Annotated in this window: 25 protein-coding genes and 1 riboswitch; all 25 genes read left to right on the plus strand. The window is 29.6% G+C overall.

Annotated elements, in window-relative coordinates; all coding sequences use genetic code 11:
- Position 1: 1 nt before the first annotated feature.
- The 25 genes from nrdR to rsmB all read left to right on the plus strand — a co-directional run bounded on the left by nrdR (position 2) and on the right by rsmB (position 25,542).
- Positions 2–466: a transcriptional regulator NrdR gene (gene nrdR / locus OXH55_RS17090; RefSeq protein ID WP_268051302.1), complete on the plus strand. Its 465-nt coding sequence runs from the start codon at positions 2–4 to the stop codon at positions 464–466.
- Positions 467–595: 129 nt separating this feature from the next.
- Complete coding sequence (pgeF, locus tag OXH55_RS17095) at positions 596–1,303, plus strand: peptidoglycan editing factor PgeF (protein ID WP_268051304.1); 708 nt, start codon at positions 596–598, stop codon at positions 1,301–1,303.
- Between the two features lie 20 nt (positions 1,304–1,323).
- The gene (locus OXH55_RS17100) at positions 1,324–2,019 is read left to right on the plus strand and encodes a response regulator transcription factor (RefSeq protein WP_268051305.1); all 696 of its coding nucleotides are present in this window, start codon (positions 1,324–1,326) and stop codon (positions 2,017–2,019) included.
- 7 nt (positions 2,020–2,026) lie between these two features.
- Complete coding sequence (pnpS, locus tag OXH55_RS17105) at positions 2,027–3,727, plus strand: two-component system histidine kinase PnpS (RefSeq protein ID WP_268051627.1); 1,701 nt, start codon at positions 2,027–2,029, stop codon at positions 3,725–3,727.
- A gap of 152 nt (positions 3,728–3,879) precedes the next feature.
- The gene (locus OXH55_RS17110) at positions 3,880–4,791 is read left to right on the plus strand and encodes a phosphate ABC transporter substrate-binding protein (protein ID WP_268051307.1); all 912 of its coding nucleotides are present in this window, start codon (positions 3,880–3,882) and stop codon (positions 4,789–4,791) included.
- Between the two features lie 89 nt (positions 4,792–4,880).
- The gene (gene pstC, locus OXH55_RS17115) at positions 4,881–5,771 is read left to right on the plus strand and encodes a phosphate ABC transporter permease subunit PstC (protein ID WP_268051308.1); all 891 of its coding nucleotides are present in this window, start codon (positions 4,881–4,883) and stop codon (positions 5,769–5,771) included.
- Positions 5,772–6,638, plus strand: a complete 867-nt coding sequence (pstA, locus tag OXH55_RS17120; protein ID WP_268051310.1) for a phosphate ABC transporter permease PstA — start codon at positions 5,772–5,774, stop codon at positions 6,636–6,638.
- Positions 6,639–6,650: 12 nt separating this feature from the next.
- Positions 6,651–7,403: a phosphate ABC transporter ATP-binding protein PstB gene (pstB, locus tag OXH55_RS17125; protein ID WP_268051312.1), complete on the plus strand. Its 753-nt coding sequence runs from the start codon at positions 6,651–6,653 to the stop codon at positions 7,401–7,403.
- A 44-nt stretch (positions 7,404–7,447) separates the two neighbouring features.
- Positions 7,448–8,107 (plus strand): phosphate signaling complex protein PhoU, encoded by a 660-nt coding sequence (gene phoU / locus OXH55_RS17130; RefSeq protein WP_268051313.1) that lies wholly within the window; start codon positions 7,448–7,450, stop codon positions 8,105–8,107.
- A gap of 168 nt (positions 8,108–8,275) precedes the next feature.
- Positions 8,276–9,592, plus strand: coding sequence for a ribosome biogenesis GTPase Der (gene der, locus OXH55_RS17135; RefSeq protein ID WP_268051314.1), 1,317 nt, complete (start codon positions 8,276–8,278; stop codon positions 9,590–9,592).
- Position 9,593: 1 nt separating this feature from the next.
- Entirely contained in the window at positions 9,594–10,589 is a 996-nt protein-coding gene (locus OXH55_RS17140) for an NAD(P)H-dependent glycerol-3-phosphate dehydrogenase (RefSeq protein WP_268051316.1), read from the plus strand.
- 138 nt (positions 10,590–10,727) lie between these two features.
- The gene (spoIVA, locus tag OXH55_RS17145; protein WP_268051318.1) at positions 10,728–12,206 is read left to right on the plus strand and encodes a stage IV sporulation protein A; all 1,479 of its coding nucleotides are present in this window, start codon (positions 10,728–10,730) and stop codon (positions 12,204–12,206) included.
- Positions 12,207–12,448: 242 nt separating this feature from the next.
- On the plus strand, positions 12,449–13,432 hold the full coding sequence (locus OXH55_RS17150; protein WP_268051319.1) for an asparaginase: 984 nt from the start codon (positions 12,449–12,451) through the stop codon (positions 13,430–13,432).
- A gap of 89 nt (positions 13,433–13,521) precedes the next feature.
- Positions 13,522–13,621: riboswitch (purine riboswitch) on the plus strand.
- 124 nt (positions 13,622–13,745) lie between these two features.
- The gene (locus OXH55_RS17155) at positions 13,746–15,107 is read left to right on the plus strand and encodes an NCS2 family permease (RefSeq protein WP_268051320.1); all 1,362 of its coding nucleotides are present in this window, start codon (positions 13,746–13,748) and stop codon (positions 15,105–15,107) included.
- Positions 15,108–15,273: 166 nt separating this feature from the next.
- Positions 15,274–16,425: an aminotransferase class I/II-fold pyridoxal phosphate-dependent enzyme gene (locus OXH55_RS17160; RefSeq protein WP_268051321.1), complete on the plus strand. Its 1,152-nt coding sequence runs from the start codon at positions 15,274–15,276 to the stop codon at positions 16,423–16,425.
- Between the two features lie 131 nt (positions 16,426–16,556).
- On the plus strand, positions 16,557–17,438 hold the full coding sequence (locus tag OXH55_RS17165) for a YicC/YloC family endoribonuclease (protein WP_268051323.1): 882 nt from the start codon (positions 16,557–16,559) through the stop codon (positions 17,436–17,438).
- A gap of 16 nt (positions 17,439–17,454) precedes the next feature.
- A complete protein-coding gene (gene remA / locus OXH55_RS17170; RefSeq protein WP_268051324.1) occupies positions 17,455–17,727 on the plus strand; it encodes an extracellular matrix/biofilm regulator RemA in 273 nt (90 codons plus the stop codon).
- Positions 17,727–18,365, plus strand: a complete 639-nt coding sequence (gmk, locus tag OXH55_RS17175) for a guanylate kinase (protein WP_268051326.1) — start codon at positions 17,727–17,729, stop codon at positions 18,363–18,365. Before remA ends, gmk begins: the two co-directional genes overlap by 1 nt.
- Positions 18,346–18,567: a DNA-directed RNA polymerase subunit omega gene (gene rpoZ / locus OXH55_RS17180; protein WP_268051328.1), complete on the plus strand. Its 222-nt coding sequence runs from the start codon at positions 18,346–18,348 to the stop codon at positions 18,565–18,567. The genes gmk and rpoZ overlap by 20 nt, the downstream gene beginning before the upstream one ends.
- A 1-nt stretch (position 18,568) precedes the next feature.
- Positions 18,569–19,759 (plus strand): bifunctional phosphopantothenoylcysteine decarboxylase/phosphopantothenate--cysteine ligase CoaBC, encoded by a 1,191-nt coding sequence (gene coaBC / locus OXH55_RS17185; protein WP_268051330.1) that lies wholly within the window; start codon positions 18,569–18,571, stop codon positions 19,757–19,759.
- Positions 19,760–19,817: 58 nt separating this feature from the next.
- A complete protein-coding gene (gene priA / locus OXH55_RS17190; protein WP_268051332.1) occupies positions 19,818–22,019 on the plus strand; it encodes a primosomal protein N' in 2,202 nt (733 codons plus the stop codon).
- Positions 22,020–22,082: 63 nt separating this feature from the next.
- Positions 22,083–22,538, plus strand: a complete 456-nt coding sequence (def, locus tag OXH55_RS17195; protein ID WP_268051334.1) for a peptide deformylase — start codon at positions 22,083–22,085, stop codon at positions 22,536–22,538.
- Between the two features lies 1 nt (position 22,539).
- Positions 22,540–23,469: a methionyl-tRNA formyltransferase gene (gene fmt, locus OXH55_RS17200; protein WP_268051336.1), complete on the plus strand. Its 930-nt coding sequence runs from the start codon at positions 22,540–22,542 to the stop codon at positions 23,467–23,469.
- A 37-nt stretch (positions 23,470–23,506) separates the two neighbouring features.
- The gene (locus tag OXH55_RS17205) at positions 23,507–24,184 is read left to right on the plus strand and encodes a zinc metallopeptidase (protein WP_268051337.1); all 678 of its coding nucleotides are present in this window, start codon (positions 23,507–23,509) and stop codon (positions 24,182–24,184) included.
- A 26-nt stretch (positions 24,185–24,210) separates the two neighbouring features.
- Positions 24,211–25,542: a 16S rRNA (cytosine(967)-C(5))-methyltransferase RsmB gene (rsmB, locus tag OXH55_RS17210; protein ID WP_268051338.1), complete on the plus strand. Its 1,332-nt coding sequence runs from the start codon at positions 24,211–24,213 to the stop codon at positions 25,540–25,542.
- The last annotated feature ends 6 nt before the right edge of the window (positions 25,543–25,548 follow it).

The following is a 25,548-nucleotide window of genomic DNA, read 5'->3' on the forward strand; positions in this document are numbered from 1 at the left end:
ATTGAAATGTCCCTATTGTGGTTTTGAAGAGAGTAAAGTTGTTGATTCAAGATCCACAGAGGATCATAAGGCAATTAGAAGAAGAAGGGAATGCCTAAAATGTAATAAAAGATACACTACATATGAAAAGATAGAAGATATACCTATATTAGTTATAAAAAAAGATTCTAATAGGGAATATTTTGATAAGTCAAAAATAATTAATGGATTATTAAAAGCTTGTCAAAAAAGACCTGTTTCAAGAGTTCAAATAGATGCTATAGCAGATGAAGTTGAGAAAAAAATGTGTAATGAAATGCTTACAGAAATAAAATCAGAATATATAGGTGAAATGATAATGGAAAAATTGAAAAAAATCGATGAAGTTTCATATGTAAGGTTTGCATCTGTATATAGACAATTTAAGGATATTAATACTTTTATAGAAGAAATAAAAAACTTAATGTCTGACAAAAAAATGCCCTGAGATTTAAGAAGGGGCATTTTTATTATGTTAAAAAAAGATTAAATAAGTTAAAATGTTTTCATATATTTAATTATATTCTATAATGGTGTTACAATAATAAGTAGATAAGGAGTGTATAGATTAATAATTATGAATACATATATAGATAACTTTCAATTGTTGAAATTTTTAGAAGAAGATGCGGAAATATATTTTTCTACGTCTAAAGAAAATTTGAATTTTAATAAGAATACTGAGGAAGGAATAGAAAATATAAGTAAGCTAAAAAGTTGGTTTGGTTTAAAAGAGGTAGGATATTTAAATCAAGTTCATAGTAATTTAGTATACACATATGATAGTAAAGTACATGATGGCGATGCTATAATAACAGATTTAAAGGGAGTAGCCATAGGAGTTTTTACTGCTGACTGTGTACCAGTAATTGTCTATGACAAGAAGAAAAAAGTTGCAGCAGCTGTTCATAGTGGATGGCGAGGAACTATAGAAAATATTTCTATAGAAACTATAAATAAAATGATTAAAGAGTATAATACTGCTATAGAGGATTTGGTTGTATATATTGGTCCTCATAATATGCAGTGCTGCTATGAAGTTAGTGAAGAATTGGTTTCAAAGTTTAAAAATCTAGAATTGTATAAGAATAGAGATATAGCAGAAGGTAGAAATTTAAGTTTGCAAAAATGTATTATAGGACAGTTGAATAGTATAGGTATAAGAGATAACCAAATAAATACTTTGGATATATGTACATTTTGTTCAACAAAACACCGATTATATTCCTATAGAAAACAAAAAGAAGAAAGTGGAAGAATGTTTTCATTTATTTTTATAAAATAATTTATTGGAGGTATAAATTAATGGCTAATGAAAAAATTTTAATTGTAGATGATGAAGAGCATATACAAGAACTTATAAAATTTAATTTAGAAAATAATGGATATGAATCTTTATGTGCTAGTGATGGATTAGAAGCATTGAAACTAGCAAAAAAAGAATTGCCACAATTAATTTTATTAGATGTTATGCTGCCAGGAATGGACGGATATGATGTATGCAAAGAAATTAGAAGAGATAGTATTATATCTAACACACCTATAATTATGATTACTGCTAAAGGCGAAGAATTAGATAAAATTTTAGGTTTGGAGCTAGGAGCAGATGATTATTTGACTAAACCTTTTTCAGTAAGAGAATTAGTAGCAAGGGTAAAAGCATTACTAAGAAGAACTAGGATTCAATATATTGCAGATGTGTTTAAATTTGGAAACGTCAGTATAGATTTTCAAAAACATGAAGTATTAAAAAATGATCAAAAAATTGATTTAACATTAAAGGAGTTTGAGCTGCTTGAAGTTCTAATAAAAAATAAAGGTAGAGTTATGACAAGAGATTTTTTATTAGATAAGGTATGGGGATATGAATATATTGGCGAAACAAGAACTGTTGATGTTCATATAAGATATTTGAGAAAAAAAATTGAAGATGATGATAAAAAACCCAAATTTATTGAAACAATAAGAGGCATAGGATATAGGTTTAATTCAGGTGAATGATATGAAGATGAAGAGTAAACTTATGTTATCCATATTAAGTACTATAATTTTAAGTTTAGCCATGATAACTGCTTTGTATATGACAATTGTAAATTACCAGCATGAAGAGAATATTAAAAAAAGTTTAAAAGTTAACAATGAATTAGCTATAAACTTATTAAATTCAGGTGCAATTGTTGATAAAAATATATACTTTAACAATTTTAATAAATCTAATTTTAGAGTTACTCTAATAGATAAAAATGGTGTTGTACTTTATGATTCAGATGCACAGCCAGAAGAAATGGATAATCATAATGAGAGAAAGGAAATAGTAGAGGCAAGAAAATATAGAGAAGGATATAGTGTTAGACTTAGTAAATCATTAAAAAAGACAATGATGTATTATGCCACATCCTTTGGGGATGGATATGTAATTAGAAGTTCAATGCCTACAGAAGTTGTTATAGGATTTGAAGGTAAATACTTAGAATATTATGCAATTGTTTTATTGATAGTATTTTCTATATCTGTCATATTTTCTTCAAAATTATCTTATATTATAGTTAAACCTATAAAAGATTTGGAATTTATAACTTCAAGGATTGCAAAGGGAGAATTTGGTAGAAGAGTAAGTATAAATTCTAAAGATGAGATAGGACAACTTGCTAACACCTTTAATCATATGGCTGATAGACTTCAATATACATTACGAGATTCTATTGAGAAACAAAATAAGTTAGAGGCTATATTAAAAAGTATGGATAGTGGAGTTATAGCTGTTGATAAAAGTAATAGGGTGATTAATATAAACCCTTATGCTCAAAAAATATTTGGAGTAGAAAAAGAAATTATTGGACAAAATTTAATGAATTGCATTCGTAATTATGAATTGCAAGATATTTTTGAGAATAATGAAGAATGTAAAGAAATAAAAATTCTTTGGCCAGAAGAGAGAAATCTAAAAGTAAAAACGGCTGATATTATTAGTGATAATGAGCATATTGGTACTGTTGCAGTTGTACAAGATATAACTGATATTAAAAGACTAGAAAATATGAGAAGTCAATTTGTTGCTAATGTATCTCATGAATTAAAGACACCATTGACGTCTATAAAAGGCTTTGCCGAAACATTAAGATATGTAGGAGATACTGAAACTCGAGAGAAATTCTTAGGTATAATTGATGATGAAGTAGATAGATTAACAAGGCTGATAGGTGATATATTAACTTTATCAGATATTGAACAGCAAAGAGAGACAAAAGTGAAAGAGGTTATTGATGTAACTCCTGTAATAAAAGATGTATGCAATCTTATGAAGCATACAGCGAATACAAAAAATATTGGAATAAGGATTATAAGTGAAGCATTACCAACGATTTATGGTGATAAAGATAGATTTAAACAAATGCTTATAAATCTGACGGATAATGCAATAAAATATTCTGAAAATGGTGATAAAGTTAATATTGGAACTAAAGTTGAAAATAATAATTGTATTATATGGGTTGAAGATACAGGACCTGGTATATCTAAAGACCACATGCCAAGATTATTTGAAAGATTTTATAGAGTGGATAAAGCTAGATCTAGGTCTAGAGGTGGAACAGGTCTTGGGCTTGCTATAGTAAAACACATAGTTCTTAGTTTCGATGGTGAAATATTTGTAGAAAGTGAATTAGGGAAAGGAACTAAATTTACAGTTCAAATACCATTAATGAGGTAGAGATTCTACCTCATTTTTTCTTTTTGTTAATAATACTAGTTGATGTTAAATTTAATTAACATTTGCATAATATATGGTTAACTTTATTAATGTATCATAGTTCCTGTAGAAGTTAATTAGAAGTTTAAAACTTGAATGGGGGTTTTTACAAAATGAAAAGAAAATCTTTGAAAATAGTCGTTGCTGCTATGGCAATAACTCTAGTAGGAGGATTATTTGCAGGATGTGGTAAAAATGCTGCTAATAATTCAGGAAATGAAACTGCAAAAACTGGAGAAATAAGTGGTTCTATAACAGCATCAGGTTCATCAGCGCTTCAACCTTTAGCTAAAGCAGCAGCAGATATGTTTATGCAAAAACATACTAAAGCTCAAATAAATGTACAAGGTGGGGGAAGTGGTACTGGATTATCACAAGTTGCACAAGGTGCAGTAAATATCGGGAATTCAGATCTTTACGCTGAAGAGAAATTAAAAGGTGAGAAAGCAGAATTAGCTAAAGATTTGGTAGACCATAAAGTTTGTGCTATAGGTTTTGCAATTGTTGCTAATAAAGATATAAAAGTGGATTCATTAACAAAAGCACAAATTCAAGATATATTCGAAGGTAAAATTACTAACTGGAAAGAAGTTGGTGGAGATGATCTTAAGATAGAAGTTATTAATAGAGGAAAATCTTCTGGTACAAGAGCTACATTTATAAAGACAGTAATGGATAGTAAACAAGAAGCGGATGGAATAGGTACAACTCAAGATTCAAGTGGAGCTGTTCAAAAAGCAATTGAAGCTACTGAAGGTTCTATTTCTTACTTAGCATTATCTTATTTTGTAAATGAAAAAGCGAAAAATGGTATGAAATTGATAAAAATTGAAGAAGTAGAAGCAACTAAAGAAAATATTACATCAGGAAAATATCCTTTCTGGGCTTATGAACATATGTACACTAAAGGCGAACCTACAGGGTTAACAAAAACTTTCCTTGATTACATGGTTTCAGATGAAGTTAAACCAATAATTGAGAAAAAAGGTTATATACCAGCTAGTGATATAAAAGTTAAACAATAATTGTTAAAGTAAGATAAAAGATATAGAGACTGGTTGTTTTACAACTGGTCTCAAATCACGTAAAAAATATGAGTTTGGAGTATGATGCTATGAATAAGAAAAAAAATTGGCAGAAATTTAAAAATGAATATATTGGAAGAGGTTTTGCAACCTTTTGTGGGTTTTTAATAGTCATACTAACGTTAGCCATAATTGGTTTTGTAGCTTCTAAAGGTTTAAGCACTTTTTTTAAAGATGGGTATTCTTTGACAGAATTTTTATTTTCTACTACTTGGAGGCCAGATAGTGAAACACCACAATTTGGTGCATTAATATTCATTGTTGGCTCTGCACTTGTGGCTATTGGGGCGGTAATTATCAGTGCTCCTATTAGTATAGCATTAGCAGTTTTCATGAATTTGATTTCACCTAAATTAGGAAAAAAAGTACTTCAACCTGCTATGGAGTTATTTGTAGGAATTCCTTCTGTGGTATATGGATGGATAGGAATTACAGTATTAATTCCTATGCTTAAAAAAAGCTTTGGGGGAGTTGGGTTTAGTTTATTAGCTGGTATTTTAGTTTTAAGTATCATGATATTACCTATGATTACAAGTATTTCCTCTGATGCTATTAAGACTATTCCTAGGGAATATATAGAAGGTTCTTATGGATTAGGAGCAACAAGATGGCAAACGATAGTAAAAGTTATTATACCTGCTTGTAAAAGCGGTATCTTAACTGGTGTTGTTTTAGGAGTGGCAAGGGCTTTTGGTGAAGCGCTAGCTGTACAAATGGTAATAGGTAATTCTATTAAAATACCAGGAGGATTACTAGATACTACTACTACACTTACTGGTATTCTTACAATGGATATGGCTAATACAATATTTGGGACTCAATGGAATAATGCTCTTTGGTCATTGGCATTATTACTTTTAGTTATTTCATTCATATTTATATTAATTATTAGATCTATTGGAAAAAGAGGTGAAATATAATTGAACGCAAAAAAAGCAGATAAGATTGCTACTGCTGTATTATATATAATTTCTGCATTGGTAGTATTTCTTCTTATGGGACTTATTGGATATATACTTTATCATGGAAGATATTGTTTGGATCCTAATTTTATATTTGGTAAACCATCCATAGATGCAGGCGGAGGAATTGGACTTCACCTTTTCAATTCATTCTATATGCTTGTTATATCGTTGATTATAACAGTGCCTTTGGGAGTTGGAGCTGGTATTTATTTAGCTGAATATGCAAAAGAAGGTAAATTATTAAATATTATAAGATTATGTATAGAAACAATGGCATCTCTGCCATCTATAGTTGTTGGCTTGTTTGGACTTTTGGTCTTTGTAAATATGACTGGATGGGGGTATTCTATTTTTGCAGGTGCTATGGCTATAACTATATTAAATTTACCCGCAATGACAAGAGTAAGTGAAAATGCAATAATTGAAGCTTCAAAAAAAGTAAAAGAGGCAAGTTTAGGATTGGGTGCAACTCAATGGCAAACTATAGTTAAAGTAATTTTACCTTCAGCAATACCTCAAATATTAACAGGAGTAATTTTAGCTGCTGGTAGAATATTTGGTGAAGCAGCAGCACTTTTATATACAGCAGGAATGAGTGCTCCTCTTGTGAAGATTAGTGATGGTTCTGCATTTGATTTATTTAGACCAGCTGAAACTTTAGCTGTGTATATATGGCAGCTGAATTCGGAAGGTATGGTTCCAGATGCTACAAAAATAGCTAATGGTGCATCAGCAGTGCTTATTATCATGGTACTTTTATTTAATATTGTAGCTAGAATAATAGGTAAAAAGATATACGAAAATTATGCAGGAACTAAATAAGGGGGAAACTATATGAATATAATGCAAGTTAACAAATTAAATTTATTTTATGGAACAAAACAAGCTTTAAAAGATATTGATTTACCTATAAATAAGAATGCTGTTACAGCATTAATAGGTCCATCTGGGTGTGGTAAATCTACTTTTTTGCGATGTTTAAATAGAATGAATGATTTAATTGAAAGTGTAAAAATTGATGGTGAAGTAATATATGAAGGACAAAATATATATAAATCCAATTATGATGTTATTGAACTTAGAAAAAAAGTTGGTATGGTGTTTCAAAGACCCAATCCATTTCCTATGAGTATATATGATAATATAGCATATGGGCCTAAAATTCATGGAATAAAAAGCAAAAGTAAATTGGATGAAATTGTTGAAAAAAGTTTAAAAGGTGCAGCGCTTTGGGATGAAGTAAAGGATAGACTTAAAAAAAGTGCTATTGGACTTTCGGGGGGACAGCAGCAAAGACTTTGTATTGCAAGAACTCTTGCAGTAGAACCAGAAGTCATTTTAATGGATGAGCCTACATCGGCATTAGATCCAATTTCTACTTTGAAAGTAGAAGAGCTTATGGATGTTCTAAAAAAAGATTATACAGTAGTAATTGTTACTCATAATATGCAGCAAGCAGGAAGAATATCTGATAATACAGCCTTTTTCTATAATGGTATTATTGTTGAATATGGAAAAACAGAAGATATTTTTTACAAACCTAAAGACAAGAGAACAGAGGATTATATTACTGGTAGATTTGGTTGATACTATTTATATGTTTATTAAAATAATAAGAAAAGAGGTGCATTATGTCTCCAAGAAAAGTTTTTGAAATGGAATTAAATCAATTACACAATGATTTATTAAGAATGGGTAGTATTGTTGAAAAGCAAATTCATAAATGTATAAAAGCTTTAGTAGAACAAGATGTGAAATTAGCAGAAGAAGTTATAAAAAATGATGATATTGTAGATAAATTGATGCGTGAGATAGAAGATAAAAGTATTAAGCTTATAGCCATGCAGCAGCCAATAGCTACTGACTTAAGATTTATATTTACATGTATAAATATTGTTACGGATTTAGAAAGAATGGCAGATCATGCAGTAGATATCGCCAAGATTGCCATTAGATTAAAAAATCAAGTATATATTAAAGAACTCGTTGATATACCTAAAATGGGTCAAATTGTAAGTGGCATGATCAAGGATGGATTGGATACGTATGTTGAAAGAGACTTAGATAGTGCATATGAAATATCTAAAAGAGATGATATTATAGATGAGATATATAATAATGTATTTAATGAACTGATGTCAGCTATGACGCAGGATAAGAATAAGATTGAACAGGCAACTCAATTTTTATTTGTATGTAAGTTCTTGGAGAGAATTGCAGATCATGTAACAAATATATGTGAATGGACTATATACATTGTAACAGGTGAACAAGTAGATTTAAATGAATAGTAAAAGATACTAACAGCCTAAAATTAAAAGGGCTGTTTTTATTTATAATAATTAATATTAAGAAATATACTTTTAGATAGCTTGTCAAATCTTGACTAGATTATTAAATTAATGATAATATAATCTAATGAAATATATGAGTACATATATGATAAGGAGGAGAAAAGAATGGGTAAACCGATAGTTGCAATAGTTGGAAGACCTAATGTAGGTAAATCCACTTTGTTTAATAAATTAGCAGGTAAAAGAATAGCGATAGTTGAGGATACACCAGGAGTTACTAGAGACAGAATTTATGCAGAAGCTGAATGGCTAACTCATAAATTTACAATGATTGATACAGGAGGAATAGAACCGGAGAATAGTGATATTATTGTTGCACAAATGAGAAGACAGGCAGAAATGGCTATTGAAATGGCTGATGTTATAATGTTTATTGTTGATGGAAAACAAGGATTAACTGATGCTGATAATGAGGTAGCACATATGCTTCGTAAATCACAAAAACAGGTTGTATTAGTAGTAAATAAAATAGATAGAAACGCTTTAGAAGATAGCATTTATGAATTTTATAATTTAGGTATAGGAGAACCAATAGCTATATCTGCATCTCAGGGATTAGGACTAGGAGATATGTTAGATGAAGTTGTTGAAAAATTTCCTTCAAAGGATTATGAAGAAGAAGAGGATGAATATGTAAGAATAGCTATGGTTGGAAGGCCTAATGTAGGAAAATCTTCTTTAATAAACAAAATTCTAGGAGAAGAAAAACATATAGTTAGTAATATACCGGGAACAACTAGAGATGCTGTAGATAGTTATATAGAAAGAGAAGAAGGAAAATTTATTTTAGTAGATACTGCTGGACTTAGAAGAAAAAGTAAAATTAAAGAACAAATTGAAAGATATAGTGCAGTTAGAACACTTGCTGCTATAGAAAATGCAGATGTATGTATCCTTATGATAGATGCAACTGAAGGTGTAGCAGAACAAGATGAAAAGATAATAGGATATGCTCATGAAATGAATAAAGCTATAATGATAGTTGTTAATAAATGGGATCTAATAGAAAAAGACGATAAGACAATGAATAAATTTAAAAATGAATTAAGACACAAACTATCATTTTTAAGTTATGCTCCTTTCTTATTTATTTCAGCAAAGACTGGGCAAAGGGTACATAAAGTTTTAAGTATGGCTAAAGAATGTTATGGCAGCTATACAAAAAGAATAAAAACAGGTGTGTTAAATGAGGTGATAAGTAAAGCTGTAATGATGAAAGAGCCTCCAATTGTAGGTTTAAATAGATTGAAGATTTATTATGTTACTCAAGTTGGAGTAAAGCCTCCGACATTTGTGTTTTTTGTTAACAATCCAGCATTGCTACATTTTTCATATGAAAGATATCTTCAAAATCAGTTAAGAGAAAGTTTTGATTTTAATGGAACAGGAATTAAATTTAGATTTAGAGAAAGGAAGGAATAACATGGCAGATGTTACTTTTATAGGAGGAGGTAGTTTTGGTACAGCATTAAGCATTATGCTTGCGAAAAAAGGATATAATGCTAATATATGGGATAGAAATGAAGACGTTGTACGAGATATAAATGAAAAAAGAGAAAATATTAAATATATACACAATGTTGTTATGCCATCCAATATTACAGCTTTTTCTGATTTGAAAGATTCTATAGGTAACAGTAAAATAGTTGTGTTAGCAGTTCCATCTCATGTAATTAGAGATATATGTATTAGAATAAAGGATATAATAGATAAAGAGGTTATAATAGTAAGTATAGCTAAAGGTATTGAAGAAGGATCATCGAAAAGACTCTCTGAGGTTATAGAAGAAGAAATTCCTAATAATCCAATCGTTATTCTTTCGGGACCAAGTCATGCGGAAGAAGTAGCATTAGATATTCCAACTACAGTTGTTGTTTCATCTAAAAATATGGAGGCTGCAAGAAAAATTCAAGATTTATTTATAACAAATAAATTTAGAGTTTATACTAATGAGGATTTGATAGGTGTTGAAATAGGTGGTGCTGTTAAAAATATAATAGCTTTAGCTGCAGGCGTATCAGATGGTATAGGATATGGTGATAACACTAAGGCAGCTCTTATGACAAGAGGAATGAGTGAAATTATAAGAATTGGTATAAAACTGGGCGGAAGACAAGAAACTTTTTCAGGTCTTACAGGAATTGGTGATTTAATTGTTACTTGTACTAGTATGCACAGTAGGAATAGAAGAGCGGGAATATTAATTGGTGAAGGACATTCTGTTGAAGAAGCATGCAAAGAAGTTGGAATGGTAGTTGAAGGTATTAAGGCATGTAGAGCTTTTTATAAACTAAAAGAAGAATTAGGAGTTTCCATGCCTATTACTGATATACTATATAAAGTTCTTTTTGAAGATACGGATGCTAAGTATGGGGTATATGAGTTGATGTCAAGAAATAAAAAAGATGAAATTTACTAAATAAAAGACTATAGAAAATTAAGTTAAGTCAGTTTATATTAAGTATGAACTGACTTAACTTAATTTTTTGTAATATTTTTCATATTTATTAATATATATATAATGTTAAAAATAAGTAAGTGCTGGGAGGATGAATCTTTGGAGAATTTTAACATATACAAAGATATTGCTGATAGGACGCAAGGGGACATATACGTTGGAGTGGTTGGGCCTGTAAGAACTGGAAAATCTACATTTATAAAGAGATTTATGGAACTTATGGTTATACCCAACATAGAAAATACTTATAAAAAACAGAGAGCCCAGGATGAACTTCCACAGAGTGCATCTGGTAAGTCTATCCATACTACTGAACCCAAATTTGTTCCAAATGAAGCTATAGAAGTGGAATTGAATGGAGGAACTAAGTTTAAAGTTAGAATGGTAGACTGTGTTGGGTATATAGTAAAATCAGCTTTGGGGTATGTTGAAGGAGAACAACCCAAGATGGTAACTACGCCTTGGTATGACTATGAGATACCATTTGAAGAAGCTGCTGAAATTGGAACCAAAAAGGTTATTAATGAGCATTCAACTATAGGGTTACTCATAACTACTGATGGGTCTATAACCGGATTAAGTCGCGAGGAATATACGCAAGCAGAGGAAAGGGTAGTTAATGAATTAAAATCAATTAATAAACCATTTATCATGATTTTAAATTCTAAGCAGCCAAATTCCAAAGAAACGTTAGAACTTAAAAGGGGAATGGAAGAAAAATATGATGTTCCTGTTCAAGAGATGGATATACTAAATATGAGAGAAGAAGATATTACAAATGTTTTTGAAAGAGTACTTAAGGAATTCCCTATTAAAGAAATTAATATAGATATGCCAGAATGGATCGAAAAGTTAGATGTAACTCATTGGCTTAAAAAAGATTTTACAACGTTAATTAAAGATATGTGCTTAAGTGTATATAAGGTTAGAGATGTTAAGAATTTTGCAGACACGTTCGGTGAAATTGAATTTTTGCAGGGCTCCAAGTTAGAGGAAATAAATATGGGAGAAGGAACTGCTAGACTACAATTGAATCCTAAACATGAATTGTTCTACAAGGTATTAAGTGAAGTTTGTGACACTAATGTTAATAGTGAAAGTGAACTTTTAAATATTATGAAGACTTTAAGTCAAGCAAAAGTAGAATATGATAAAGTTGAAGATGCTCTTAGAGATGTAAGAGAAAGAGGATATGGGCTTGTTTCTCCTCAATTAAGTGAGATGAGACTTGAAGAACCAGAAATAGTAAAACAAGGTAATAGATATGGTGTTAAGTTGAAAGCTAGTGCTCCTTCGTTACATTTGATTAGAGCAGACATACAAACGGAAATTTCACCAATAATGGGTACAGAAAGGGAAAGCGAAGAATTAGTAAAATCTCTCTTAGAACAGTTTGAAAGTGATCCGTCTAAGATATGGGAAAGCAATATGTTTGGAAAATCCCTAGAAGTTTTAGTTAAGGATGGATTACGTAATAAGCTTTATAAGATGCCAGAGGATGTTCAAATAAAAATACAAAAAACATTGGAGAAGATTATTAATGAAGGTAATGGAGGACTGATTTGCATTATATTATAACAATATTTTAGCCGACAAACAGCTTTTGCTGTGTTGTCGGCTTATTTGAGCTTATATTAAAATTATCAATTAAAGTTAAGAATATAACAAATACTAACTTTTGAAACTAAAATAGTATAAGGTAATGTTAAAAATATTGTAAATATAAAATTTTAGTAATGTATATTTTATTTATCTATTGTAGAATAATAAGGGACCATATGAAAAATGTGTATTAGATATTAATAGGAGGTATTTAAAATATGAGAAAAGTTGCAGTTGTTTTTAATGGTGGAACTATATCTATGAAGGTAGATCCAAGAATACAAGCAGCAGTGCCAACGCTAAGTGGCAATGAAATAATGGCAATGGTAACTGGAATTGAAAGATATGCTGAAATTGAATGTTTTACATTTTCAAATTTACCAGGACCGCATATTACACCTAAAAAAATGATGGAATTATCAAAGTACATTCAACAAATTTTATTGAGAGAGGATATAGTTGGAGTAGTAGTAACTCATGGAACTGATACTTTAGAAGAAACAGCATATTTATTGGATTTAACAATAAAAAGTGATAAGCCGGTAATAGTAACAGGTTCTATGAGAAATAGTTCAGAACTTGGTTATGATGGACCTGCAAATTTATCAGCCGCTATATGTACTGCTATTTCAGAACAAGCAAGAAATAAAGGGGTTATGGTTTGTTTAAATGACGAGTTAAATTGTGCTAGCGAAGTAACAAAAGCTCATTCAATGAAGTTAAATACTTTTCAAAGTCCTGAATTTGGGCCAATTGGAATTATTGACAATAATGAAGCGATTTTTTATAGAAACACTTTATTTAAAACTCATATATGTACAGATAAAATAGAAGAAAAAGTTTTTTTAATTAAGTGTGCTGCTGGAATGGATTCAAGCTTTATAGATTTTTGTATAGATAAGGGAGCTAAAGGAATAGTTGTAGAAGGGCTAGGAAGAGGTAATATTCCACCACAAATGGTTGATGGAGTGAAAAGAGCAATAGAAAAAGGAATAGCTGTAGTTATAATTTCAAGATGCTTTCAGGGTAGAGTATTAGATAGTTATGGATATGTAGGCGGTGGTAAACAATTAAGAAATATGGGAGTAATATTTGGAGATACACTTCCAGGACAAAAAGCTAGAATAAAACTTATGCTGTCTTTAGGAAAATGGAAGGATTTAAATCAAATAAAAAAAGTTTTTGAAGAAGGGAATTATTAAAATACGAATTATATATCCAAATAAAATTAAAAAGATTCGTCACGGGTTGACAATTAAGACTAAATTTGATAAAATGATTTTGTTGAAAGTTGAATATAGATATCACTGCTCATATAATCCTAGTAATAAGGTCTAGGAGTTTCTACCAGATACCGTAAATTGAAGACTATGAGTATTCCCAGTGTTAATATATATTTACATAATTATGGTGTAAATAAATAACCACTTAGAATACTCATATTCTAAGTGGTTATTTATATTTAACATACATAAATTATATGAACTACTTTATATTGCATTTGGAGGGTATAGCATGGAAAACTTTTTTAAATTAAAAGAAAATGGAACAGATGTAAGAAAAGAAATTATTGCAGGAATAACAACATTTTTAGCTATGGCATATATTATTGCAGTAAATCCTAATTTTTTAGGAATTGCAGGAATGCCTAAGGGAGCAGTTTTAACTGCTACATGTCTAACAGCAGGTATTACAACAATATTAATGGGAGTATATGCAAATCTACCTTTTGCATTAGCATCTGGAATGGGACTTAATGCTTTCTTCGCTTTTAGTGTATGTAAAGGTATGGGAGTTGATTATAGAGTAGCATTAACAGCTGTATTTGCTGAAGGAATTATATTTATTATTTTATCTATAACAAATGTAAGAGAAGCTGTTGTTAATGCAATACCAACTACCTTGAAACTATCAGTAACCGCAGGTATTGGATTGTTTATAGCTTTTATTGGGTTTGTAAATGCAGGAATAGTTATAAAGGATGAGGCTACTTTAGTTAAGTTAGGAAATTTTACTGCACCAACAGTTATAGTAGCTTTGCTTGGTATTATTGTAATAGTTGTCTTATCTAAGAAAAATATAAAAGGTGCACTTCTTTGGGGGATAATAGTAAGTACTGCTGCTGCATGGATATATGCAATTATGGATCCTAAATTAGCTGCTGAAGTGTATAGTATATATTTACCAGAAGGAATTTTTAAATTTGAGTCTATTAAACCTATAGCATTCAAGTTAGATTTTTCATTCTTAAAAGATTCACAAAAAATGTGGTCATTTATAACGATAGTTCTTACCTTCTTATTTGTAGATTTTTTTGATACAGTAGGAACCTTGGTAGGAGTAGCTTCAAAAGTTGGTATGATAGATGAGCATGGAAAAGTAAAGAATGCTGGAAAAGCACTATTAGTAGATTCGATTGGTACAACCTTTGGAGCACTTATGGGAACATCTACTGTTACAACATATGTAGAAAGTTCTGCTGGAGTTGCTGAGGGAGGAAGAACTGGATTAGCTTCAGTTGTTACAGGGGCATTATTTTTAGTTGCAATGTTTTTATCACCATTATTTATTGCTATTCCTGGGTGTGCTACAGCACCAGCCCTTATAGTAGTAGGATTTTTCATGATGGAAAATGTGGTGAAGATTGATTTTACAGATTTTACAGAGGGAGTACCAGCATTTTTAACAATAGCATTAATGCCGTTAACTTATAGTATAGGTGATGGTTTAACAATTGGAATATTATCTTATGCGGTTTTAAATCTTGTAAATAACATTTTTACAAAAGAGGAAAGCCAAAAGAAGAAAATGTCTCCAATAATATATATACTTGCAATATTGTTTATAGTTAAGTTAATTGCTACAGGAATAAAATAATTAGGTTTAGTTTAAAAAAGTTTAAAAAAAGAGTCTAGATAGTATCTAGACTCTTTTTAATTTTAGTTATGAAATTCATATTAATTATCCATTATGCAGTTTTAAGTAACAAGCATATTGAATTTTGAATAAAATAAATTAAAATTGCAGAATGGAGGAATTTTAAATGAAAATAAATAATAGGTTGGAAAATATCAGTGAGTATCATTTTAAAAAGATTGATGAACTCAAAGAAAAGTTAAAATCTAATGGGGAAAATATTACAGATTTAGGTATTGGTGACCCAGATTTAAAAACAAATTCTAAAATTATTAATGCACTTATTAAGGCATTAGAATATAAAGAATTTAATAAATATCCACCTTATGAAGGTATAAAAGAACTTAAATTAAAAATAATTAATTATTATAGAGAAGTTTATTCGGTTTATCTAAAGACAGATGAAGTTTTAATACTTATAGGGTCAAAGGAAGGGTTAAGTAACATAATACCTGCTGTCTGTGATTTAGGAGATTACGTAATAACTCCTAACCCTGGATATCCTGTTTATGAAAAGTGTTCATATTTATGGGGCAGCAAACCATACAGTGTACCTTTAAAAGATAAAAATAATTATTTATTAGATATTAGTAATATTCCAGATGATATTTTGAAAAGCAGCAAGCTTATGATTGTTAATTATCCTAATAATCCTACAGGAGCTATTGCAAATGCAAAATTTTATTCTGAGTTAATAAAATTCTGTGGAAAAAATAATATAATTTTATGTAACGATGCTGCTTATAGTGAAATAATTAATGGAAATAATAAACCTATAAGTCTTTTGCAATATGATACAAAGAGGTTAAATGTTGAATTTGGAACTTTATCTAAGACGTATAATATGACGGGATTTAGAATTGGATATGTTGTAGGAAATAGGGAAGTTTTAAAAGCCTTATCAAAAGTAAAGAGCAATCTCGATTCAAGTCAGTTTAAACCTATTCAGTATGCTGCCATAGAAGCACTTAGTCTTCCAAGGAACTATATAAAAGATATAAGGAAAATATATGATGAGAGAAGAAGAGTTGCTGAAAATATTTTAAATCAAAAGAATATTAAATTCTATAAAGGTGAAGGTACTTTTTATATATGGTGTAAAGTGCCTAAAGATTATACAACAAATGAGTTTTGTGAAGAACTGCTATTGAAATATGGAATAGTTGTAACTCCTGGATATGCTTTTGGCAATTTAGGACATGGACATTTTAGAATATCTTTGACAATTGATAAAGAAAAGATTTATTCATCACTTAATAATTTAAAGGTATATAATTAGTGTATTTGAATATTATAAAAAATATGGTATTATAGTTAATATGCATTGCAAACAAAATAAACTTGAAATTTTAAGTAGCATTTATGTATAATTAATTTAAATTGACAATGTACTGCGAAAGGATGATAATAATGGTAAAAAGTATGACAGGCTTTGGCAGGGCAATCTCAGAGGAAGGTACCGGTCGCAGTTTTACTATTGAAATTAAAACAGTTAATCATAGGTATTTTGATTTGAATGTTAGAATGCCTAGAAGTTTGGTATCGTTAGAGAATAAAGTCCGACAATCAATTAAAAACAAAGTTAGTAGAGGAAAAGTTGATGTGTTTATTTCTCAAAATTTATATGGGAAAGAAGATGCTGAAATTAATTTTAATGAAAAGTTAAGTGATAATTATGTAAATTGTTTGCAAAAGATTAGAGATAGATATGATGTTGCTGACAATATATCAGTATCTCTTATTGCTAGATTTCCTGAGGTTATAACTTTAGAGAAAAAGGAAGAAGATTTAGAAGCAGTATGGCAAAGTTTATCACAGCCTTTAAATAATGCAGTAGAAGCGCTTGTTAACATGAGAGAAAAAGAAGGAACAAAATTATGTGAAGACATTATATGTAAATGTAGATTTATTAATGAATTAGTAAATGAAGTGGAAAAAAGAGCGCCACTTGTAGTGGAAGACTATAAGCAAAGACTTGAAAATAGATTGCAGGAACTTTTGCAAAATTCTAGTATTGATGAAAATAGAATTGCAGCAGAAGTTGCAATATTTGCAGATAAGGCTGCAATAGATGAAGAGATTGTAAGACTTAACAGCCATATTGAACAATTAAAAGAAACATTAAAAAAAGAAGAACCAATTGGAAGAAAACTTGATTTTATTATCCAAGAGATGAACAGAGAAGCTAATACTATCTGTTCAAAAGCTAGTGATCTAGAGACTGTAAATTTAGTTATAAATATCAAAAATTATATAGAAAAAATCAGAGAACAAACACAAAATATTGAATAAAAGTGGGAGGGCCAATATGGGCATAAAGTTAATAAATATTGGATTTGGAAATATAGTTTCTGCAAATAGATTAGTAGCAATTGTAAGTCCAGAATCTGCACCAATCAAAAGGATAATACAAGAAGCTAGAGATAGAGGGATGCTTATTGATGCTACATATGGTAGAAGAACAAGAGCAGTAATTATTACAGATAGTGACCATGTAATATTATCAGCTGTTCAACCTGAAACAGTAGCTCATAGGCTAACAGCAAAAGGTGAAGTTAATATTGAAGAGGCTGATGATTAATGAATATAAATAAGTCGAATAAAGGTCTATTAGTTGTAATATCGGGACCATCAGGTGCAGGTAAAGGTACAATATGCAAGGAACTATTAAATAAAAATAATTTTTGGTTATCAGTTTCATCAACAACTAGAGCTCCAAGAGAAGGGGAAGTTGAAGGGAAAAATTATTATTTTTCAACTAGAGAACAATTTAAGCAAAAAATAGATGAAAATGACTTTCTTGAATATGCTGAGGTTTATGGTAATTATTATGGTACGCCTAAATCAAAGGTTATAGAAAGGCTTGATGAAGGGAAAGATGTAATATTAGAAATAGATATTCAAGGAGCATTAAAGGTTAAAGAAGCTTACCCAGAAGGAATATTTATTTTTATACTTCCGCCATCTATGGAAGAATTGAAAAATAGAATAATTAAAAGAGGTAGTGAAACACAAGAATCATTAATGACAAGATTTAAATCTGCATATAAAGAAATAAATTATGTTTCAAAGTATAATTATGCAGTTGTTAATGATGAAGTGGATATAGCAGTTGAAAAAATTCAAAGTATAATAACTGCTGAAAAATGTAGTGTAGAAAGAATTCAAAAAAATATTTTATCGAAGGAGGGATTGATTCATGAACAATTGTATGATTAATCCATCGATTGTTGATTTATTAACTAAAGTGGATAATAGATATTCTTTAGTTACTGTAACATCTAAAAGAGCAAGACAATTAATTGATGGAGATGCTTCATTAGTAGAAATGTATGATGAGCTTAAACCACTTACAGTTGCAATAAATGAAATTAATGAAGGAAAAGTTTCTTATGAATCGTTAGTGGAAGGAATAAAGTAAAATGGCTAATAAGAAAACAGTAGTTGTAGGAGTAACAGGAGGTATAGCAGTTTATAAAGCTTTAGATGTAATTAGTAGATTGAAAAAAGCAGATATTGATGTGCATGTAATTATGACTGAACATGCTGCAAAGTTTGTTAATCCTATTTCATTTCAATCATTAAGTCAAAATATGGTTGTGGTTGATATGTTTGCTGAACCTAAAGCTTGGGAAATACAGCATATATCTTTAGCTAAAAAAGCTGATTTAATGCTTATTGTTCCTGCTACAGTTAATATATTAGGTAAAGTAGCTTGTGGAATTGCAGATGACATGCTTTCAACAACAATAATGGCAACTAAAGCACCAGTTGTTTTTGCGCCAGCAGCCAATACTAATATGTTTTTAAATCCAATAGTTCAAGATAATATTAAGAAGTTAAAACAATATGGATATAAATTTATTGAGCCTGAAAGTGGAAGACTTGCTTGTGGAGATGTTGGTGCTGGAAAACTTGCAGATACTAAGTTAATTAGTGATATAACTATAAGTATGTTACATGATATTAAAGACTTAGAAGGTAAAAAGGTTTTAGTTACAGCTGGACCAACGATTGCTCCTTTAGATCCTGTGAGATACATAACTAATAGATCAAGTGGAAAAATGGGTTATGCCATTGCTGAAGAGGCAAGAGATAGAGGTGCTGATGTAACATTAATTTCAGGTCCTTCTAGTATCGAAAAACCTTTTGGAATGAAAGTTATAAATGTTTCTACAAATGAGCAAATGTTAAATTCTGTTGAAGAAAATTTCCAATGGGCAGACATTGTAATTAAGGCTGCAGCAGTAGCTGATTATAAGCCTAAAAATTATTCTGAAAAGAAGATAAAGAAGAGTGAAGATGAATTTTATCTTCAATTAGATAAAGATACTGATATATTAAAAAAATTAGGTTCAATGAAGAAAAAACAAATTTTAGTTGGCTTTGCAGCCGAAAGTAATGATTTAATACAAAATGCCAAAGCTAAGTTAGAAAAAAAGAACTTAGATTATATTGTTGCAAATGATATAACTTCTAAAGAAACTGGATTTGCATCTAGTGAAAATAGAGTTAATATTTTATGCAGAGATGGCAGTAATATACCTTTAGAAAAAATGAGTAAGAAAAAGGTAGCATGTGAATTATTTAATTTGATTAATAAAAAGCGCTAATGCGCTTTTTTCTTGTAATTATAGAAGTTAACTTATAATTATATAAAGGGTGAAATAAGTGTATCAATATGCAGGAATAATAGTTAATAACGATTCAGTTCAAGTAGATAGAATTTTTACATATAAAATTCCAGAGAAATTATTATCTAAATTGAAAATAGGTCATAGAGTTAAAGTTCCTTTTGGAAAAGGGAATAGAAGTATTGATGGTTTTGTCATAGAGTTATATGAAGAGTGTAAAAATATAAGAGGCTTAAAATCCATAATTAATATTTGTGATGAATTTACAGTTATAAGGGGAAATGATGTTGAACTTATAAAAAGAATGAAGGAAAAATATTTATGTACGTATTTAGAATGTATAAAAGTTTTTTTACCTACAGGGATAATAAAAGGAGTTAAGAATAAGGTTAAAGATACTATAATTCTAGGTAAGAAATTAGAAGGTAAATTCTTAAAAGAACCATATAGTTTAATATACGATATTGTAGCAAAAAATAGTGGGATTTATTCTAAAACAGAAATAAGTAAAAAATTTGGAGTATCTCTATCTTCTATTAATACTATGATGAAACATAATTTTTTAAAAAGTGATAAAACTGTAATTAATAGATATAATTTAAGGGAATATTCAAAGTATGAAGAAAAAAATTTAAATAAAGAGCAACAAAAAGCAGTAGACAGTATATTAGAATCAGATAAAACGATGTTTTTAATTCATGGTGTAACTGGCAGTGGTAAAACAGAGATTTATATGAATTTGGTAAATCATATGATGAAAAGTAACAAAGAATGCGTAATGTTAGTACCTGAGATATCTCTTACACCCCAGATGATAGAAAGATTTAAAGGGAGATTCGGTAAGAATATTGCTTTATTCCATAGTAGATTATCTGATGGGGAAAGATATGATGAATGGCTTAGAGTTAAAAATAAAGAGGTGAAAGTTGCTATAGGAGCTAGATCAGCCATATTCTTACCTTTTGATAATTTAGGAATGATTATAATAGATGAGGAACATGAAGGAAGCTATAAATCGGATAGTAATCCTAAATATAATGCACGGGAAATAGGAGAACTTAAATGTGAGATTGAAAATTGTAAAATGATTTTAGGTTCTGCAACACCATCTATAGAAACATATTATAGATGTATGAAAGATGAAATAGAATTATTGACTTTAAGCAAAAGAGCAGATGGAGCTGTAATGCCTGAAATTAATATTGTTGACATGAGAGAAGAACTTTTAAAAAATAACAAGTCTATTTTCAGTGAAGAATTATATAATGGAATAAGTAATGCACTTGAAAATAATGAGCAAATTATTTTATTTTTAAATAGAAGAGGTTTTTCTACTTTTGTTTCTTGTAGAAAATGTGGATATGTATTTAAATGTGACAGCTGTGATATATCTTTAACTTATCATAGTAATGGTAATTATTTGAGTTGCCATTATTGTGGTAAAAAATATCCTGTTAGTAAAATATGTCCACAATGTAAAAGTAGATATGTTAAGCATTTTGGAGTTGGAACTGAAAAAATCGAACAGGAAATTAATAAAATATTTCCAGCGGCTAGAGTATTAAGGATGGATTTTGATACTACTAGAAAAAAAAATTCACATGAATTTATTTATAATTCTTTTAAGAATGGAGAAGCTGATATTTTAATTGGAACTCAGATGGTTACAAAAGGATTAGATTTTAAAAATGTTACATTGGTAGGTGTTATAGCAGCAGATATATCATTGAATTTACCCGATTTCCGTTCTGGTGAGAGAACCTTTCAATTAATAACACAGGTTGGTGGAAGAGCAGGTAGAGGTAAAAAAGAAGGAAAGGTTATTGTTCAAACATATAATTCTGATAACTATAGCATAAGATATGCTTCTTTAAATGATTTTGATAATTTTTATAAGGAAGAAATAGGAATAAGATATAACATGAATTATCCTCCTTTTTCTAAAATTTTATCTATTAATTTTAGCAGTAAAAATGAAAATTTGTTAATAAAAAGTATACAAAATATTGGCATATTATTAAAGAATAGGTTGAAAAATAATGATAAAATAGAAATGTTAGGACCATGTCCTTGTATCTTGTCCAAGGTAAAAGAAAATTATAGGTGGCAAATACTTATAAAGGGAGAGTTTGAAAATACATTAGCTTTGAATATCAAAAATATTATACATAATAATTTAAAAGGTATTTACAATGAAGTAAGAGCAAGTATTGATATAAATCCAAATAGTTTATTGTAAAATTAAATTAGAATAAATAACTTGACGAATAAGGTTAATTTTAAAAATATTGGAGGTTTTGAAATGGCATTAAGAAATATAAGAGTTGAAGGCGATGAAATACTAAGAAAGAATTGTAGAGAAATTACAGAAGTCAATGATAGAATTTTAACTTTAATAGAAGATATGAAAGAGACAATGTATCATGCCGATGGAGTAGGATTAGCAGCACCACAAATAGGTATACTCAAAAGAGTAGTAGTAATAGATGTGGGCAATGGTCCCATTACATTAATAAATCCAGAAATAGTAAAAGCAGAAGGTAGCCAAATTGATTTAGAGGGATGTTTAAGTATTCCAAGGTCTCAAGGAAAAGTTGATAGACCTTCAATCGTTACTGTGAAAGCATGGAATGAAAAAGGTGAGGAGTTTGAAATGGAAGGAGAAGGACTTCTTGCTAGAGCATTTTGTCATGAAATAGATCATTTAAATGGAATTCTATTTATAGATAAGATTATTAAAGAAAGTGAGGAGGAATAAAATGAATATTGTATTTATGGGTACACCAGAGTTTTCTGTTCCGTCACTCCAAACACTAATTGATGAGTTTGGAGTAAAAGCTGTTTTCACTCAGCCAGACAAACCAAAAGGTAGAGGGAAAAAAGTAGCTATGTCACCTGTAAAGGAGCTTGCTCTAAAATATAATATTCCTGTTTATCAACCTACTAGATTAAAAAAAGAACCTGAGGTTATAAAAGAATTAAGAAATATGGAACCAGACTTTATTATTGTTGTTGCGTATGGACAAATACTTCCAAAAGAAGTTATAGATATACCTAAATATGCATGCATTAATTTACATGCATCCCTACTTCCTAAGTATAGAGGAGCAGCACCGATAAATTGGGCAATCATAAAAGGGGAACAGAAAAGTGGAAATACTACAATGTTAATGGATGTAGGATTAGATACAGGAGATATGCTATTAAAACAAGAAGTTGAGATTACAGAAAATATGACAGCTGGAGATTTACATGACATTTTAATGAATGATGGAGCAGGACTCCTTGTAGAAACAATAAATAAAATGATTGCAGGCGATATTGAAAGAATAAAACAAAATGACTCTGAGACTTGCTATGCATCTATGCTTGATAAGAAAATTGGTAACATAGATTGGAATATGAATGCAGTAGATATAAACAATCTTATAAGAGGATTAAATCCTTGGCCAGTAGCGTATACACATTATGATGATAAAGCCATGAAAATTCATAAGGCTGAGATATTAGCAGAAGAGAGTAATAGTATTCCAGGAACCATAATAAATGTTTCAGAAGAAGGAATAAAGGTTGCTTGTAGTAGTGGAAGTTTATTAATAAAAGAAATACAATTCCCGGGTAAAAAAGTTCTAAAAGTAGAACAATATATTAGAGGGAATAATATAGAAAAAGGCACTGTTTTAAATTAGTGTAATTAAAGTGAGTTTAATGTAAGGAGGAGTATAAATGTTTTTTTATGATAGTACATTTATTATTCTAATACCTGCACTTATAATATCAGCTTGGGCACAAATGAAGGTAAAATCTACTTTTGATAAGTTTTCTAGAGTAAGAAGTATTAATGGATATACTGGAGCACAAGTTGCTAGAATGCTTTTGGATTCTGAAGGCCTTTATGATGTACCAGTAGAACAAATTTCAGGAAGACTTACAGATCATTATGATCCAAGAAACAGAGTGATGAGATTATCACCAGATGTATATGGAAGCACTTCTATTGCAGCAATTGGAGTTGCAGCACATGAAACTGGTCATGCAATTCAGCATCAAAGACATTATGCACCACTTCAAATAAGAAGTGCTATAGTGCCAGTAGTTAATTTTAGTTCCAATGCGTCATGGATAATATTTTTATTAGGTTTTATTTTTCGTTCAACCTACTTATTAAATATAGGTGTTCTTTTGTTTGGTGCTGTTGTTTTGTTTCAATTAGTTACTTTACCAGTAGAGTTTGATGCATCAAATAGAGCTCTAAAGATATTATCAGGGAGAGCAATATTATATGGTGATGAAATTAAAGGAGCAAAATCAGTACTTAGTGCTGCAGCTATGACTTATGTCGCAGCGGCATTAATGGCTGTATCACAGCTTTTAAGACTTTTGATTTTGAGCAGAGAAGAATAAAATAAAGAAAAGATTGGAGTACTATAATGGAGAATAGCAGGAAAATATGTGCTGATATAGTGGAGCAGGTACTAACTAAGAATTCCTATTCGAATATTGTTTTAAGAAATGAATTAAATAAACATAAATTAAATGATAAAGACAAAGGACTAATTACTGAAATTGTGTATGGAACAATAAAATATAAATATACTATTGATGTAATACTTAATAGTTTTTTGAAAAATGGAATAAAAAAATTAGATTCATACGTATTAAATATATTAAGAACAGCTGTATATCAAATTAAGTTTTTGGATAAAGTTCCAAACTTTGCTGCGGTAAATGAAGCAGTTGAACTGGCTAAGAAAAAAAAGTCAATTGGTGCTTCTAAATTAGTCAATGGAGTGCTAAGAAATTATTTGAGAAATCTAAATAAAATTTATTACAATCAGGATAATATAGTTGAGGCTTTATGCTTCAACTATTCCTTTGATAAATGGCTTGTCAATCTGTTTATAAATCAATATGGAATAGATACCGCTGAAAAAATTTTAAAAGGTTTAAATGAAAAACCAGCTGTAACAGTAAGGGTTAATAATCTTAAATGCAGTTATGATGAAGCGTATAACAGATTGAATGAAGCAGGTTATGATATAGAAGAAGGATATGTTTGTCCAGAAGCGATTGTAATAAATAAAGGGAAAAGCGTTGAATTTAATCCCTTATTTATAGAAGGGTTAATAACTGTACAGGATGAGAGTGCTATGCTTGTAGCACCTTCTATGGAACTTGAAGATGATTTTCAAGTATTAGATTTATGTAGTGCTCCTGGAGGAAAAACTACACATATATCAGAAATAATGGGCAATACTGGAATAGTAAAGGCTTTCGATATTCACAGCAATAAGTTATCTTTAGTTAAAGCTAATGCAAAAAGATTAGGAATTAATAATTTAGTATGTGAAAAAATGGATGCTAGTATATTTGATGAAAAACTAAAGGCGTCTGCAGATTGTGTACTTATTGATGTACCTTGTTCTGGGCTTGGGATAATAAGAAAAAAACCTGAAATAAAATATACGAAAGATTTAAAAGCATTAAAAGAAATAATAGATGTTCAAAGAAAAATTATGAATAATGCTGCTAAGTATGTAAAACCTAAAGGAAGTTTACTTTACTCTACATGCACATTAAATAAAAAAGAAAATGAAGATAATATAAAATGGTTTTTGAAAAATAACCCTCAATATACTATAGAACCTTTATATTATGGAAAGTTAGATAATTTTATATACAGCCAAGAGGGATGTACAACAATTTTACCAAATAAATATATGGATGGCTTTTTTATTACAAAACTAAGAAGGCAGTGGTAGGTGTTT

It is taken from the genome of Clostridium ganghwense, assembly GCF_026735165.1.
Classification (GTDB): Bacteria; Bacillota; Clostridia; order Clostridiales; family Clostridiaceae; genus Clostridium_H; species Clostridium_H ganghwense.